General features: G+C 61.8%; 12 protein-coding genes. 8 read left to right on the forward strand and 4 right to left on the reverse strand.

The genetic code is table 11. The annotated features are described in order from the left end of the window. Positions 1 to 43: 43 nt before the first annotated feature. Positions 44 to 493: a Cd(II)/Pb(II)-responsive transcriptional regulator gene (gene cadR, locus KW840_RS06110; RefSeq protein WP_057712875.1), complete on the reverse strand. Its 450-nt coding sequence runs from the start codon at positions 491 to 493 to the stop codon at positions 44 to 46. Positions 494 to 586: 93 nt separating this feature from the next. Here cadR and KW840_RS06115 point away from each other — a divergent pair, with 93 nt between their 5' ends. From KW840_RS06115 to KW840_RS06145, 7 genes are all read left to right on the forward strand, one after another. Continuing rightward, positions 587 to 2,848 carry a heavy metal translocating P-type ATPase gene (locus KW840_RS06115; protein WP_218494677.1) on the forward strand — a complete coding sequence of 754 codons (2,262 nt, stop codon included), beginning with the start codon at positions 587 to 589 and terminating at the stop codon, positions 2,846 to 2,848. A gap of 16 nt (positions 2,849 to 2,864) precedes the next feature. Continuing rightward, entirely contained in the window at positions 2,865 to 3,728 is an 864-nt protein-coding gene (locus KW840_RS06120) for a LysR family transcriptional regulator (protein WP_218494678.1), read from the forward strand. A 229-nt stretch (positions 3,729 to 3,957) separates the two neighbouring features. Further along, positions 3,958 to 5,034: a putative 2-aminoethylphosphonate ABC transporter ATP-binding protein gene (locus KW840_RS06125; RefSeq protein ID WP_218494679.1), complete on the forward strand. Its 1,077-nt coding sequence runs from the start codon at positions 3,958 to 3,960 to the stop codon at positions 5,032 to 5,034. Beyond that, entirely contained in the window at positions 5,034 to 6,758 is a 1,725-nt protein-coding gene (locus KW840_RS06130; protein WP_218494680.1) for a putative 2-aminoethylphosphonate ABC transporter permease subunit, read from the forward strand. The genes KW840_RS06125 and KW840_RS06130 overlap by 1 nt, the downstream gene beginning before the upstream one ends. Before the next feature lie 38 nt (positions 6,759 to 6,796). Next, positions 6,797 to 7,822: a putative 2-aminoethylphosphonate ABC transporter substrate-binding protein gene (locus tag KW840_RS06135; protein WP_057712880.1), complete on the forward strand. Its 1,026-nt coding sequence runs from the start codon at positions 6,797 to 6,799 to the stop codon at positions 7,820 to 7,822. Positions 7,823 to 7,940: 118 nt separating this feature from the next. Beyond that, a complete protein-coding gene (locus KW840_RS06140) occupies positions 7,941 to 9,074 on the forward strand; it encodes a TIGR03364 family FAD-dependent oxidoreductase (RefSeq protein ID WP_218494681.1) in 1,134 nt (377 codons plus the stop codon). After that, positions 9,074 to 9,631 (forward strand): phosphonate degradation HD-domain oxygenase, encoded by a 558-nt coding sequence (locus KW840_RS06145; RefSeq protein ID WP_218494682.1) that lies wholly within the window; start codon positions 9,074 to 9,076, stop codon positions 9,629 to 9,631. Before KW840_RS06140 ends, KW840_RS06145 begins: the two co-directional genes overlap by 1 nt. A gap of 132 nt (positions 9,632 to 9,763) precedes the next feature. Here KW840_RS06145 and KW840_RS06150 read toward each other — a convergent pair whose 3' ends face one another. Together KW840_RS06150 and KW840_RS06155 are read right to left on the reverse strand one after the other, a co-directional pair. Further along, complete coding sequence (locus KW840_RS06150) at positions 9,764 to 11,128, reverse strand: GTPase/DUF3482 domain-containing protein (protein WP_218494683.1); 1,365 nt, start codon at positions 11,126 to 11,128, stop codon at positions 9,764 to 9,766. Further along, positions 11,121 to 12,491, reverse strand: coding sequence for a DUF2868 domain-containing protein (locus tag KW840_RS06155; RefSeq protein WP_218494684.1), 1,371 nt, complete (start codon positions 12,489 to 12,491; stop codon positions 11,121 to 11,123). Before KW840_RS06155 ends, KW840_RS06150 begins: the two co-directional genes overlap by 8 nt. 85 nt (positions 12,492 to 12,576) lie before the next feature. On the opposite strand from KW840_RS06155, the gene KW840_RS06160 reads away from it, so the two are divergent. After that, positions 12,577 to 13,089 carry a dihydrofolate reductase gene (locus tag KW840_RS06160; protein WP_218494685.1) on the forward strand — a complete coding sequence of 171 codons (513 nt, stop codon included), beginning with the start codon at positions 12,577 to 12,579 and terminating at the stop codon, positions 13,087 to 13,089. A gap of 116 nt (positions 13,090 to 13,205) precedes the next feature. On the opposite strand, the gene KW840_RS06165 is transcribed toward KW840_RS06160, so the two are convergent. After that, the gene (locus KW840_RS06165; RefSeq protein ID WP_218494686.1) at positions 13,206 to 14,597 is read right to left on the reverse strand and encodes an L-cystine transporter; all 1,392 of its coding nucleotides are present in this window, start codon (positions 14,595 to 14,597) and stop codon (positions 13,206 to 13,208) included. Positions 14,598 to 14,774: the final 177 nt, after the last annotated feature.

Below are 14,774 nucleotides of genomic sequence, written 5' to 3' on the forward strand. Positions count from 1 at the left end.
GCCATCGCGAGCAAGCTCGCTCCCACAGGCTTTTGTGTTGTTTCTAGTGGCCGTGACTACGGCCCACATGGGAATGCTCCACCTCCGTCGCCACCACCCCGCCGCTCACTTCCAGCCGCTGCAAAATCCCGCATTGATCGATACTTGGCCCTTCGCCGCAGCGTTGGCGCAGGTCGAGCAGTTGCGTCTGCAAGGCCAGCAAGCCGTCGATCCGCGCCTTTACATGGTGGATGTGTTCGTCAATCAGCGCGTTGACGCTTTCGCACTGATCCTGCGGACTGTCGCGAAACGCCAGCAGGCTGCGGATTTCTTCGAGCGTCATGTCGAGGGTGCGACAGTTGCGGATGAAGGTCAGGCGCTCGGCGTGGGCCTGGGTATAGACGCGATAATTGCCGTCACTGCGGGCCGGTTCCGGCAGAAGGTTCTCGCGCTCGTAGTAGCGGATCGTTTCCACGGCGCAGTCCGTGAGTTTCGCCAACTCTCCAATTTTCATGACGCCAATCTCCAAAACTCCAGAAAGGGTGCTTGACCCTATAGTGGCTACAGGGTCTTTACTTGGCAACAGGCACTCTTATGGACGCAACCAATGAGCGATTCCCTGCACTCCCACAAACCCGGGGCTGAGCACGAGCACAGCCACAAGCTCAAGCCCGTGCAAAAACATGGCCACGGCGCTCACGGCGACGCCTGCTGCTCATCTAAAGCGGCAGCGCCTGCGCTGGTAAAACTGAGCGAATCGCCGACGCCCGGAGCCCGACTGAGCAGTTTCCGCATCGAGGCAATGGACTGTCCAACTGAACAGACGCTGATTCAGAACAAGCTAAGCAAACTGACCGGCGTGCAGCAGCTTGAGTTCAATCTGATTAATCGGGTGCTCGGTGTAACCCACGATTTGCCCGGTATCGAGCCGATCGTCGAGGCCATCAAATCCTTGGGCATGCAGGCCGAGCCGATGGACCAAGGTGATGAAACCCCGGCGCCCGCGCCCCGGAAAAAGCCGTGGTGGCCCCTGGCACTGTCCGGTGTTGGTGCATTGCTGGCAGAAGTCATCCACTTCACCGGTTTCGCGCCGAACTGGGTGGTGGCGGTTATCGCGCTGGTCTCGATTCTCAGTGGTGGCCTCGGTACTTACAAAAAAGGCTGGATCGCCCTTAAAAACCGCAATCTGAACATCAACGCGCTGATGAGCATTGCCGTGACCGGCGCGGTGCTTATCGGCCAGTGGCCGGAAGCGGCGATGGTGATGTTCCTGTTCACCGTGGCCGAGTTGATCGAAGCCAGGTCCCTTGACCGCGCGCGCAATGCCATCAGCGGTTTGATGCAGATGACGCCGGATACGGCAACGGTGTTGCAGGCTGACGGGAGCTGGCTTGAGCAGGATGTCAAAAACATTGGGCTCGGCGCGCGGGTGCGGGTGCGCCCTGGCGAGCGTATCGGCCTGGACGGCGAAGTGCTGTCCGGTCGCTCGACCATCGATCAGGCGCCAATTACCGGTGAAAGCCTGCCGGTGGAAAAAACCGTCGGCGACAAAGTCTTCGCCGGCACCATCAATCAGGCCGGGTCCCTGGAGTACGAGGTGACCGCCGCGGCGGATAACTCGACCCTGGCCCGCATCATCCACGCCGTCGAGCAGGCCCAGGGCGCGCGGGCGCCGACCCAGCGTTTCGTCGACAGTTTCTCGAAAATCTACACCCCGGCAGTGTTCGTCCTGGCCCTGGCCGTGGCGGTGATCCCGCCATTGTTCATGGGCGAGTTGTGGTTCGACTGGATCTACCGGGCGCTGGTGCTGCTGGTGGTGGCCTGCCCATGTGCGCTGGTGATCTCCACACCGGTGACCATCGTCAGCGGCCTCGCGGCGGCGGCGCGTAAAGGCATATTGGTCAAGGGCGGCGTTTATCTGGAGGGCGGTTACAAGCTCGACTACCTGGCCCTGGACAAGACCGGCACCATCACCCACGGCAAACCGGTGCAGACCGATTACCTGTCGCTGGACCCGACCGCCGACGACTCGGCGCCCGCCATTGCCGCCGCGCTGGCCGGGCGCTCGGATCACCCGGTTTCCCTGGCCATCGCCAAGGCGGCTGTGGATAACCAGACCGCGACGCTGATTGTGGATAACTTCGAAGCGCTGGGCGGGCGCGGGGTTCGCGGCGAGATCAACGGCCAGCTCTACCATCTGGGCAACCATCGTCTTGTGGAGGATCTGGGCCTGTGTTCGCCAGCGCTGGAAGAAAAGCTGTTTGCCCTTGAGAAGCAGGGCAAGTCGGTGGTGCTGCTGCTTGATTCGTCCGGTCCGTTGGCGCTGTTTGCCGTGGCGGACACGGTAAAAGAGTCCAGCCGCGAAGCGATCCGGCAACTGCATGACCTGGGTATCAAAACCCTGATGCTCACGGGCGATAACGTCCACACCGCGCAGGCGATTGCAGCACAAGTCGGTATCGACGAGGCCAAGGGCGACCTGTTGCCGGGGGACAAACTGCAGGCTATCGAAACTCTCTATGCTCAAGGGCATCGGGTCGGCATGGTTGGCGACGGCATCAATGATGCGCCTGCACTGGCGCGTTCCGAAATCGGCTTCGCCATGGCCGCTGCGGGCACCGATACCGCGATCGAAACCGCCGATGTCGCCCTGATGGACGACGATCTGCGCAAAATCCCGGCATTCATTCGCCTGTCCCGGCAGACTTCGAGCATCCTCAAACAGAACATCGCCCTGGCTTTGGTCATCAAGGCGATCTTTCTTGGGGTAACCTTTGCCGGGATCGCTACCATGTGGATGGCAGTGTTCGCCGATATGGGCGTGAGTTTGCTGGTGGTGTTCAACGGTTTGCGCCTGCTGCGCAAGTAAAGGACGAGGGACGGTTGTGCTGAGTGCCGAGCTGAAGGCGTTTTACATGGTGGCCCGCCTGGGCAGCATTACCCAGGCTGCCAAAAAGCTTGGCCTGAGCCAGCCGACGGTGACGACGCAGATCCGCAACCTCGAAAGTCAGTACTCGGTCGAACTGTTCTACCGTGGCGGCCGGCGTCTCAGCGTCAGTGAGGAGGGCGCGCGGCTGCTGCCGATGGTCAAGGCGCTGATGCAGCAAGAAGCCGACATCGAGTTTTTCCTGCGTAACTGCGGCCAGGTCCAGGGCACGTTGCGTATTGCCGCCACGGCGCCGTATTACATCCTCGACCTAGTGAAAACGTTCCGCGAGCGCCTGCCGCAGGTGGAGGTGTCGGTGGAAATCGGTAACTCCCAACAAGTGCTCGAAGCATTGGAGGATTACCGTGTCGATGTCGCTGCCTCGTCGCAGTTGCTCGATGACGCACGACTGATTCGCCGGGTGCTCGGCAGCGATCCGCTGGTGCTGGCGGTGCATCGCAATCATCCGCTGGCGGTTCACGATCACGTGCCGCTCAGCGCGCTGGCTGGACATACCTTGCTGATGCGTGAGTCGGGCTCGACCACCCGTCGTTTGACCGAAGAGTTATTGGCCAGCGCTGGCGTGTGCTTCGGTCCGCTGCTGGAGATCGGCAGCCGTGAATCGATCCGCGAAGCAGTGCTGCGCAACATAGGCATCAGCATCATTGCCCGTCAGGAAGTGCCCCATGATCCGCAACTGCGGGTGCTGACCATCGAGAATGCGCCGCAGATTCCCGAATACCTGTACTGCCTCAAGGAGCGCAAAAACGCGCGGCTGCCGGCGGCGTTTCTTGGGTTGGCGCAGGAAATGTCCCCGGCCTGAATTCTGTGGTGCCTGTACCGGCCTCATCGCGAGCAAGCTCGCTCCCACAGGGGACCGCGATTAACTGTGGGAGCGGGCTTGCTCGCGAAGGCGCCAGATCAAACAACACAGGGCTTGAAGGCTTAACCAAAAATCCCGAATACCACTATCGGCAGTTTTTGCCTTACTGCCACATGACGGACTCATTACAACTCTAGGATGGCCCCCATCTGCTCGATGAGGTCCGTCCATGAATAACCCGATCGCAACTGCCCTGACCAACCCCGGCGCACCGATGAAAGTGCGCGGTGTACAGAAGCGTTTTGGCGCCTTCACCGCGCTGGATAACGTGTCCCTCGACGTAGCGGCCGGTGAGCTGGTGTGTCTGCTGGGGCCGTCGGGCTGTGGCAAGACCACCTTGCTGCGCTGCATCGCCGGTCTGGAGAAACAGGACAGCGGCGAGTTGTACTTGGGCGATCGCAACGTTTCCCACCTGGCGCCCCAGGCGCGGGACTACGGCATTCTGTTCCAGTCCTACGCGTTGTTTCCCAATCTCACCGTCGAAGCGAACATTGCCTACGGCCTTGCCGGCAGCGGTCGTGACGAAGTGCGCCGTCGAGTCGGCCAGATGCTGGAACTGGTCGGCCTGGGCGGCAGCGAGAAAAAGTATCCCGGCCAGTTGTCCGGCGGCCAGCAGCAGCGGGTTGCACTGGCCCGCGCCCTGGCCCCGGCACCTTCGCTGTTGCTGCTGGACGAACCGATGTCGGCCCTCGATGCCCGGGTGCGCGAGCATCTGTGTACCGAACTGCGCCAACTGCAACGCAACCTCGGCATCACCACCTTGATGGTCACCCATAATCAGGACGAGGCCATGCTGATGGCCGACCGTATCGCCGTGATGAACAACGGCAAGGTCGAGCAGTACGCCACGCCGCAGGAAATCTACAACCGCCCGGCCACGCCATTCGTGGCGGAGTTCGTCGGCCAGGGTAACTGGCTACCCTTCCAGCGCAACAGCGACAGCCACGCCCAGGTCGGCGGGATGAACATGCGTCTGGCCGAAGGCAGCGCCAAGTCCGCGTCGGGCCGTTTGTTCTGCCGTCCGGAAGCGATCAACGTCAACCCGCTGGTGCACGAGGAAAACCTGTTCCCGGCCAAGGTTCGTGAAATCACCTTCCTCGGCAATCGCTGCCGCATGAGCTTCGAGCTCGATCAGTTGCCGGGGCACCCGCTGTTGGCGGAGTTGGCGCCAGAAGCCATGCCGCGCCTTGGTGCCCAGCAGATCATGGTCGCCTTGCCGCCGCGTAGCCTGCAGGTGTTTGCCTGATGAGCGCGAACATCGCGCTGCCGCTGCCGCACAAGCAGGTTCGGCAGACCACCCGCGCCGAGATCGGTGACCGGTTGTTCGTGGTCGGCGGCAAAGTCCTCATGCTGGTGTTGTTGGGCGTTGCCGTATTGATGCCGTTGCTGGCGATCTTCTGGCGCGGTTTCAGCGCCGAGGCCGGGCAGGGCGGTGGCTGGGTCGCAGCGAAAGAGCTGGTGACCAGCGAGAACTTCCACTGGTTGCTCGGTAACAGCCTGAAGGTTTCCCTCAGTGTCGCGGCCATTGTCGTACCGCTGGCCTACCTGTTTGCCTACGCGCTGCAACGAACCTTGATTCCCGCCAAAGGCATTTGGCGTGGCATTTCCCTGCTGCCATTGATGGCGCCCTCGATGTTGCCCGGCATCGCGCTGGTTTATCTGTTCGGCAACCAGGGCATGCTGCGTGGCCTGCTCTCGGACAACATCTACGGCTTCTGGGGCATTGTGCTTGGTGAAGTCATCTACACCTTCCCGCACGCCTTGATGATTCTTCTGTCGGCCCTGTCCCTGGCCGATGCGCGACTGTTCGATGCTGCCTCCAGCATGGGTGCGAGTCCTGCAAAAGCCTTCCGCAGCATCACCTGGCCGGCGACCCGTCAGGCCGTGTTCGCCGCATTCTGTCTGGTGTTCACCCTGACCATCACTGACTTCGGCGTACCAGTGGTTGTCGGTGGCGACTATCAAGTGTTGGCGCTGGAGGCCTACAAGGCGGTGGTCGGCCAGCAACAGTTCGGTCGTGGCGCGTTGATCGGCATGGTGTTGCTGCTACCGGCGCTGTTCAGCTTCGGGGTCGATGCCTGGTTGCGTCGGCGCCACGGTGATTCCATGAGCGGTCGTGCCCAGGTGTTCAAACCCGCGCCGTCGAAGCTGCGCGACAGCTGCTACCTGGCCATCGTCCTGCTGATCTGCGCCGCGTTGCTGCTGGTGTTCGGCATGGCGGTGTTCTCGTCCCTGGTGAAGTTCTGGCCGTACAACCTGTCGCTGTCGCTCAACCATTATCAGTTCAACGAAACCGCCGGCGGTGGCTGGCTGGCCTATGGCAACAGCCTGAAGATGGCCTTGGGCACGGCGTTGATCGGCAGCCTGCTGATCTTCACCGGCGCCTACCTGATGGAAAAAACCAAGGGTCAGCGCGGCCTGAACCTGACCCTGCGCATGCTCAGTTTCGTGCCGATGGCGGTGCCGGGCCTGGTGCTTGGGTTGGGCTACGTCTTCTTCTTCAACCTCACCGGCAACCCGCTGCATGTGCTCTACGGCAGCATGACACTGCTGATCGTCTGCACCATTGCTCACTATTTGACCACCGCACAAATGACCGCCACCACCGCGCTGCGTCAACTCGACGCCGAGTTCGAAGCCGCCGCTCTGTCGCTCAAGGCGCCGCTGTACCGCCACTACCTGCGCGTCACTGTGCCGATCTGCCTGCCGGCTCTACTGGACATCGTGCGCTACCTGTTCGTCTCGGCCATGACCACCGTCTCGGCGGCGATCTTCCTCTACAGCCCCGACACCATCCTCGCGGCAGTGGCGGTGCTGAACATGGATGACGCCGGCAACGTCGGCGGTGCAGCGGCGATGTCGACCCTGATCCTGATTACCTCGGCGGGCGTGTCCCTGCTGCTGGCCTGGGCCTCGCGCGGTTTTCTGCGCCGCTCCCAGGCCTGGCGGCAGACCACACCCGGTCATTGAATCTGCACAACCCTTCAACTCAAAAACAGGAAAAGATCATGTTCAAGCCTATGGCCCTGGCCGCTGCTGTCCTCACCGCTTTCAGCCTGAACGCCTTTGCGGCGAAAACCGAGTTGACGGTGTACACCGCTCTCGAAGCCGAACAACTGAAGACCTACAAGCAAGCGTTCGAAAAGGCCAACCCGGACGTCGAAATCAAATGGGTGCGTGATTCCACCGGCATCATCACCGCCAAACTGCTGGCCGAAAAAGCCCGTCCGCAGGCTGACGCCGTGTGGGGCCTGGCCGCTTCGAGCCTGGCGATTCTCGATCAGCAAGGCATGCTGCAAAGCTACGCGCCGAAAGACCTGGGCAAGATCGGCGCCAACTACCGCGACGCGGCCAACCCACCAGCCTGGGTCGGCATGGACGTGTGGGCCGCGACCATTTGTTTCAACACCGTCGAAGCCGAGAAGCAGGGCCTGACCAAGCCCGTGAGCTGGCAGGACCTGACCAAGCCTGAGTACAAAGGCAAGATCGTCATGCCAAACCCGGCATCGTCCGGCACCGGCTTCCTCGACGTCAGCGCCTGGCTGCAAACCTTCGGCGAGAAGCAGGGCTGGGCCTACATGGATGGCCTGCACCAGAACATCGGCCAGTACGTTCACTCCGGTTCCAAGCCTTGCAAACTGGCGGCTGCTGGTGAATTCCCAATCGGTATTTCCTTCGAGTACCCGGCTGTTCAACTGAAACGCCAGGGCGCACCGCTGGACATCATCCTGCCGAAGGAAGGCCTGGGTTGGGAGATCGAAGCGACTGCGGTGATCAAGGGCACTGCCCACGAAGAGGCGGCGAAGAAACTGGCCGACTTCTCGGCTAGCCCTGAGGCGATGGAGCTCTACAAGGAAAACTTCGCCGTGCTCGCCCAGCCTGGCATCGCCAAGCCACAGACCGAACTGCCGGCCGACTACGAACAACGCCTGATCAAGAACGACTTCGCCTGGGCCTCGAAGAACCGCGACGAGATCCTGACCGAGTGGCGCAAGCGCTATGACGGCAAGTCCGAGAAAGTGGCGGCCAAGTAAGATTTTTATCGGCTGAAAGGGCCTCTTCGCGAGCAAGCTCGCTCCCACATAAGGCATGCGGTCTCCTGTGGGAGCGGGCTTGCTCGCGAAAGCGGTTTCAAATTCAGGACAAGACCCCATGACACAACACAACGACATGCTGATCGTCGGCGCCGGCATCCTGGGCTTGTCCCACGCATATGCTGCCGCCAAGCGCGGTCTCAAGGTCACGGTTTTCGAGCGCAGCGAAACGCCCCTCGGCGCTTCGGTGCGCAACTTCGGCCAGGCACTGGTCACCGGCCAGCCGCCGGGGCCTATGCTGGAGCTGGCCCGCGCCAGTCGCGGAATCTGGGGTGATTGGGCCCAGCTCGCCGGCCTGCAACTCAAGCGCAATGGCTCGTACCTGTTTGCCCGCACCGAGGCGGAAGAACAGCTGCTGCAAGCCTTTTGCGACGGCCGCGCGGTGGAGCACGGTTACCGTGTCGACCTGTTGCGCGGCGCAGCGTTACGCGATTTGTACGACGGTCAGTTCCGTCATCACCGTGCGGCGTTGCATGGCATGGACGATCAGCAGTTGTATTCCCGCGAAGCGATTCCGGCGTTGATCGATTTCCTGCGCCGCGACCTGGGGGTCAAGTTTCACTTTTCTACCCTGGTGCGCGATATCGAGCCGGGTCGCCTGCACAGCACCGCTGGCAGCTTCAGTGCCGAGCAGATCATTGTCTGCTCCGGCCACGATTATCAGACGTTACTGGCCGAACAGATCGCTGAACTCGAGCCGCAAATTTGCCGCCTGCAAATGCTCCGCGCCCGACCGCAAATCCACCTCAACCTGCAACACGCGCTGCTCACCGGTTTGAGTTGCGTGCACTACGGCGCCTTCGCCGACTTGCCGGAGGCCGCGGCGGTGCAGGCAGACATTCTGCGGCACGCGCCGCACCTGCACGAAAACGGCATCCACCTGCTGATCAGCCCGACGCCCTATGGCGAGTTGATCATTGGCGATTCGCACCATTACGGCAGCGATCCGTCGCCCTTCAATGCCGAGCAGGTCGATGACTGGATGATCGAGCTGGCCGAGCAAACTCTGGGCTGCAAGGTGCAGGTGGTCGAACGCTGGCAGGGGGTCTATGGTTCACGGGGGCCGGGACCGTTTTCGTTCCTGCGCCCGGCAAAAGGCCTGAGCGTGGCGTTGATGCACACCGGTGTCGGCATGAGCGTCGGGCCGGCGATGGCTGAACGAAACATCGCAGCTGTGTTGGGGGAAATCTGATGGGGCGCAATGAACAAGTCGTCGCCGAAGTATTCAGTCTGTACGAGCGTTTTGGCGACAGCGATTACATCGGTGAACCGGTTTCGCAGATCGAGCACATGTCCCAGGCGGCGGAACTGGCCATGGCCGAAGGCTTCGACGATGAAGTGGTGCTGGCGGCGTTCTTTCATGACATCGGGCATATCTGTGGCGAAAGCGCGGAGAACATGGGCGGCTTCGGCGTTGTCAGCCATGAGCGTCTGGGCGCGGATTATCTGCGCCGCGCCGGCTTCAGCGAGCGTATGGCTCGGCTGGTCGAATACCACGTGCAGGCCAAGCGTTACCTGACGCTCAAGGAGGCGGGATACTACGAGCGCTTGAGTGAAGCCAGTCGCCGAACCCTGGAATATCAGGGCGGGGTGATGACGGCTGAAGAGGCTGAGGCGTTCGAGAAGGACCCGTTGTGTGCCGTGAGCTTGCGCATGCGCCAGTGGGATGAGCTGGCGAAAGAGATGCATGTGCCGGTGATTGATCTGGCGGTATTGAAGGGCAAGGCGGTGCGGCTGTTGGCTGCATAAAGCCTTTGAACCGAGGCGCGGCCATCGCGAGCAAGCTCGCTCCCACATTGGATCTGTGATCGACACAAATCCCCTGTAGGAGCGAGCTTGCTCGCGATGGCGTCAGTCCAGGCAAAGCAAGTGTTCCTGCCTCTACAGCTGTTGTGCCAGAACCTCGATCTGCTCCTGCCGCTCCCCCTGATTCAATTTTGAATGAGGATTGAGCGACGACCACTGCGGATGCGCCCGCGCCTTGTTCAGGGCCTCGGGCAGTTTGCCTTCGCGCCAGGTTTTATCCTGTGGCGTGACCACCTGAATACTGTCCATCGCCGCGTGCCCACGGGCATTGAGCGCTTGCAGCAATTGCCGCTGGCGCAACGCCAACAGGCGCAACACGTTGTCATCCACCGTCAGTTCGCGCTGGCCCTTGAGCTTGCCGAGCAAGCGACTGCCATAACTGCGGGCGGTTTGCAGCGCGCCGCCGGCAATCGCTCCGGCTAATGCCGCCGCGCCTAGCGTGATGCCGCCCACCAGCAAATCGACCCCGGCCCCGGCAGCGGCACCCGCTGCGATACCGCCACCGACTCGAACGCCCAGTTGTTTCAGGGTTTCCGGGTTGAACAAATCGTCGCCCCAACGACCGTCGAGCAATGGCAAATCACTGGCGGCGGCATCCTGTGGGCGGAAGGCGTAGAGCTTGAGCAGGGACTCGACGCAACGCTGCTCACGCTGGCGCACGGCTTTGCGCAGTTCGCTGATCGCCTGTTGTTCCTGCTCGGCTTCACTGACCACACTGCGTCGGCAGGCTGCGCAATCGATCAATAATTCGGCAATCAATCGCTCTGCGCTTTGTTGGCGAGCCAGACGCTGGGCTTGCTGATCGGCAATCAGTCGTTCGAGCTGCGGCCGGGCAGTTTCCAGCAGCAGGGCGAGACTTTCATAGAGTCGACGCTCGCCATCCTCCGGCGGCGCGACGCTGTCGAAGCGCACCAAGGCATGCAAGCCCAGCCGCGCCAGCGCTTCACGCCAGGCCGGTTCGCGGTGGTTGGCGCTGCTGACGAAATTCAGCACCGGCAGCAAGGGCTTGCCGCAACCGGCCAGCACTTCCAGCTCGTCGCGATACTTGGCGAGCACCGGCTCTCGGGCGTCGATCACGTAGAGCCCGGCGTCCGACGCCAGCAACTGGCGCAGCACTTTGGCCTCCTGTTCGAAGCGTTGCCGGGCTTCGCTGCCATCCAGGAAACGCGCCAGCCGCGCCGGGCCGTCGAGGCGTTCGCCAGGCCGCTCCAGGCGTTCGAGGTAGTCGAGCAGGGCGATGGCATCTTCCAGGCCGGGAGTGTCGTAGAGATCGAGCAGCGGCTCGCCGTCCACCGAAAGACGGGCGCCTTCGACGTGCCGTGTAGTGCTGGGACGATGGGACACCTCACCGAAGCCGACGTCGCGGGTCAGGGTGCGCAGCAGTGAGGTTTTGCCGACGTTGGTGTGGCCGACCACGGCGAGTTTCAGGGGATTAGTCATGACCCGTCTCCAGCCAGTTCATCGGTGCACAATCGGCAAACGGCAGCTCAAGCTGTTGCAGCGCCACGTGCCAGTCGCCCAGGCGTTCGGCGTCCAGCGCTTCACCGGGGGGCGCCTGCAACAACCACACGCGGGTGGCGCTGGCGCTGCGGGCCAGTTCGGCAATCAGGGCCAGGCTACCGCGATCCGGCGAGCGCCGTGGATCGCACGCAATGGCCAGGCGTGCCGGGGGAAAGCGGGTCAATTGTTCGAGGAGTTTGTGTCGCGATTCGCGGCTGTCGAGGATGCCAGCGTTGTTGACGTTTTTCGGCAATTGCGGTGGCCACGGGCGGTCGTCGTCCAGCTCGATGGCGACCAATAGAGCACCATCACTTTGTTGTTCGCTAACGCCACTTTCCACGCGATGCAGTTGCTCAGGCGCCGCATCGCTGATGCCGAGACGCTCGCTGGTGGGCATCAAGCGTTCGCGAAGCTGTGCGTAGCCGGGCAGGTTCAAATCCAGGCGGAGCGCCGTTTGCCCGGATTTCCAGCGCCACAGGCAAAACAGTGCGAGCAGCAGGCGCGGCAAAATCCCATAGACCAGCAGAACGCCAACCAGCCATGCTGCCCAGGCCTGGCGCGCGCTTTCGATACTCAGTGCGGCGTCGCCGCTGGCACGGATCATCTGCTCGGTGGGAACACTGAAACCGAGCAGGGCCGGCAGGGCGCCAAGCGCCTGGGTTACGGCAATAAAGGTGTCGGCACTGAGGATGGTGGTTTCCCAGACAAAGCCATAGCGCCGGGTTGCCATCAGTGTCAGCAGAATGACCAAGGCGCTGATCATTGCCAGCAACCACAGGCCGTTGACCACTACGCCGATGGCCCAGCGATTGAGCTTCTGCCGTTGCAACAACAGGAGCAGGGCGGGGGCCAGTTGCGTGGCCTTGGCGTCCCGGGCGAGTTTTTCACTTAGCCACAGCCATAGTCGCCCGAGGCTGGCGCCGTGTTCTCCGGCAAACGCCAGGCCCAGGGCCCAACTCAGCAGCAGGATCAGGTTGAGCCCGAGCAGGCTGCCCAAGGCCCAGAACACATTCACCGGGTGCAGGCCATCGCCCATTGCGGCAAAGGCCAGGCCGGCGCCGCTGATCACCGCCAGCACCGCCATTACGATCAGCGCCAGTCGTGCGCCTTGCAGCCAGTGTTTGAGGGCCGTAACCAAGCCATCACGTTCAGCCAGCCACAGGGCCCGGCGTTGAATGCGCGACGGCAAATCACCGCTGACGCTGCGGGCCAGCCGGTTGGCTTCAAGGTCTTCCAAGGGGCCTGCGTGTTCTTCGCGCAGTCGGATGGTTTCTGTCAGCCAGAGGGTATTGAGTTCAGTCACGCGGCATCCCGTCGCTTAATTGAGCTGTGAGCATAACCGCTGTGACGCTTATCGGCGAAAGCGAGGCTCTGGTATCCTCGCCGACATGACTAAATCACTCCCCCTCAGCCTGATCGCAGCCCTCGGTGAAAACCGTGTGATCGGCGTCGACAACAGCATGCCCTGGCACTTGCCGGGGGACTTCAAATATTTCAAGGCCACCACCCTGGGCAAGCCGATCATCATGGGGCGCAAGACCTGGGACTCACTCGGTCGTCCGTTGCCGGGCCGCTTGAACATCGTGGTCAGCCGTCAGGCGGATCTGCAGCTCGAAGGCGCGGAGGTTTATCCGTCGCTGGAAGCCGCCGTTGTCCGCGCCGAAGCATGGGCGAAGGAACAGGGCGTTGATGAGTTGATGCTGATTGGTGGCGCGCAGTTGTATGCGCAAGGGCTGGCGCAGGCTGATCGGTTATACCTGACCCGCGTGGCGCTGAGCCCGGAAGGGGATGCGTGGTTTCCTGAGTTTGATTTGGGCCAGTGGAAGCTGGTTTCCAACACCGAAAATCCGGCGGTGGATGACAAGCCGGCCTACAACTTCGAAGTCTGGGAAAAAGCCTAAAAGCATCGCGAGCAAGCTCGCTCCCACAGTGTTTTGAGGTGAATCACAAATTGTGTGAACACCACAGATCCCTGTGGGAGCGAGCTTGCTCGCGATAGCGGTCTAACTGACGCTACTCAAGCCTGCGCCAACGCCGAATGCTCATCCGCATCCAGCAATTCTTTATCAGTCTGCTGCATCACCTGACTGGTAATCGCCCCAGCCGTGATCGAACCACTCACATTCAACGCCGTACGCCCCATATCAATCAACGGCTCGACCGAAATCAGCAACGCCACCAGTGACACCGGCAAGCCCATCGCCGGCAGTACGATCAGCGCCGCAAACGTCGCACCGCCACCCACTCCGGCCACACCGGCCGAGCTCAGCGTGACAATCGCCACCAGCGTCGCGATCCACAGCGGGTCCAGCGGGTTGATGCCCACAGTCGGCGCCACCATCACCGCCAACATCGCCGGGTACAGGCCGGCACAACCGTTCTGGCCGATGGTCGCGCCGAACGAAGCGGCGAAACTGGCGATGGACTGCGGGATGCCCAGGCGACTGGTCTGCGCCTCGATGCTCAACGGAATCGTCGCAGCGCTGGAGCGGCTGGTGAAGGCAAACGTCAGCACCGGCCAGATCTTGCGGAAGAAGCGCAGCGGATTGATCCCGGCGGCCGACACCAGCACGCCATGCACCACAAACATCAGGCCCAGGCCGATATAGGACACCACCACGAAACTGCCGAGCTTGATGATGTCTTGCAGGTTGGAGCCGGCGACCACTTTGGTCATCAGCGCCAGCACGCCGTACGGAGTCAGCTTCATCACCAGGCGCACCAGGCGCATCACCCAGGCTTGCAGGGTGTCGATGGCGTTGATCACTTTCTGACCTTTCTCGGCATCATCCTTGAGCAGTTGCAGCGCAGCGACACCCAGGAACGCAGCGAAAATCACCACACTGATGATCGACGTCGGCTTGGCTCGCGCCAGATCGGCGAACGGGTTTTGCGGAATGAACGACAGCAACAGCTGCGGCACATTCAGGTCGGCGACCTTGCCGGCGTAATCGGTCTGGATGGTTTGCAGGCGCGCCATTTCCTGGGTGCCGGCCACCAGGCCTTCGGCGGTCAGGCCGAACAGGTTGGTCAGGCCGATGCCGATCAACGCCGCGATGGCCGTGGTGAACAGCAGCGTGCCGATGGTCAGGAAGCTGATCTTGCCCAGCGACGAAGCGTTGTGCAGGCGGGCCACGGCGCTGAGGATCGAGGCGAACACCAAGGGGATCACGATCATTTGCAGCAATTGCACATAACCGTTGCCCACCAGATCGAACCAGCCGATCGAGGCTTTCAGCACCGGATTACCGGCACCGTAGACAGTGTGCAACGCCACACCGAACGCCACGCCCAGCACCAGTGCGAGCAGGACTTTTTTCGCCAGGCTCCAAGTGGTGTGGCGGGTTTGCGCCAGGCTCAGGAGCAGGGCGAGGAACACCAGCAGATTGAGAATCAGCGGCAGATTCATTGGAACTCCCATTAGACTTTTGCCAGCTGCCTTCCGGGGCAACTGCGAACCGGCAAGCCTAACAGCTTGAAAACTAATGAATTAATATCAAAAACGTATGGTGTCCGTCGTTTTTGGAATAAGCGAGTGTCGCTGTCAGAAATGCAACTGGCGCGAAAGGGACGCAGGCGGTCGCTG

It is taken from the genome of Pseudomonas sp. PDM30 (genome assembly GCF_019218985.1).
GTDB classification, from domain to species: domain Bacteria; phylum Pseudomonadota; class Gammaproteobacteria; order Pseudomonadales; family Pseudomonadaceae; genus Aquipseudomonas; species Aquipseudomonas jessenii.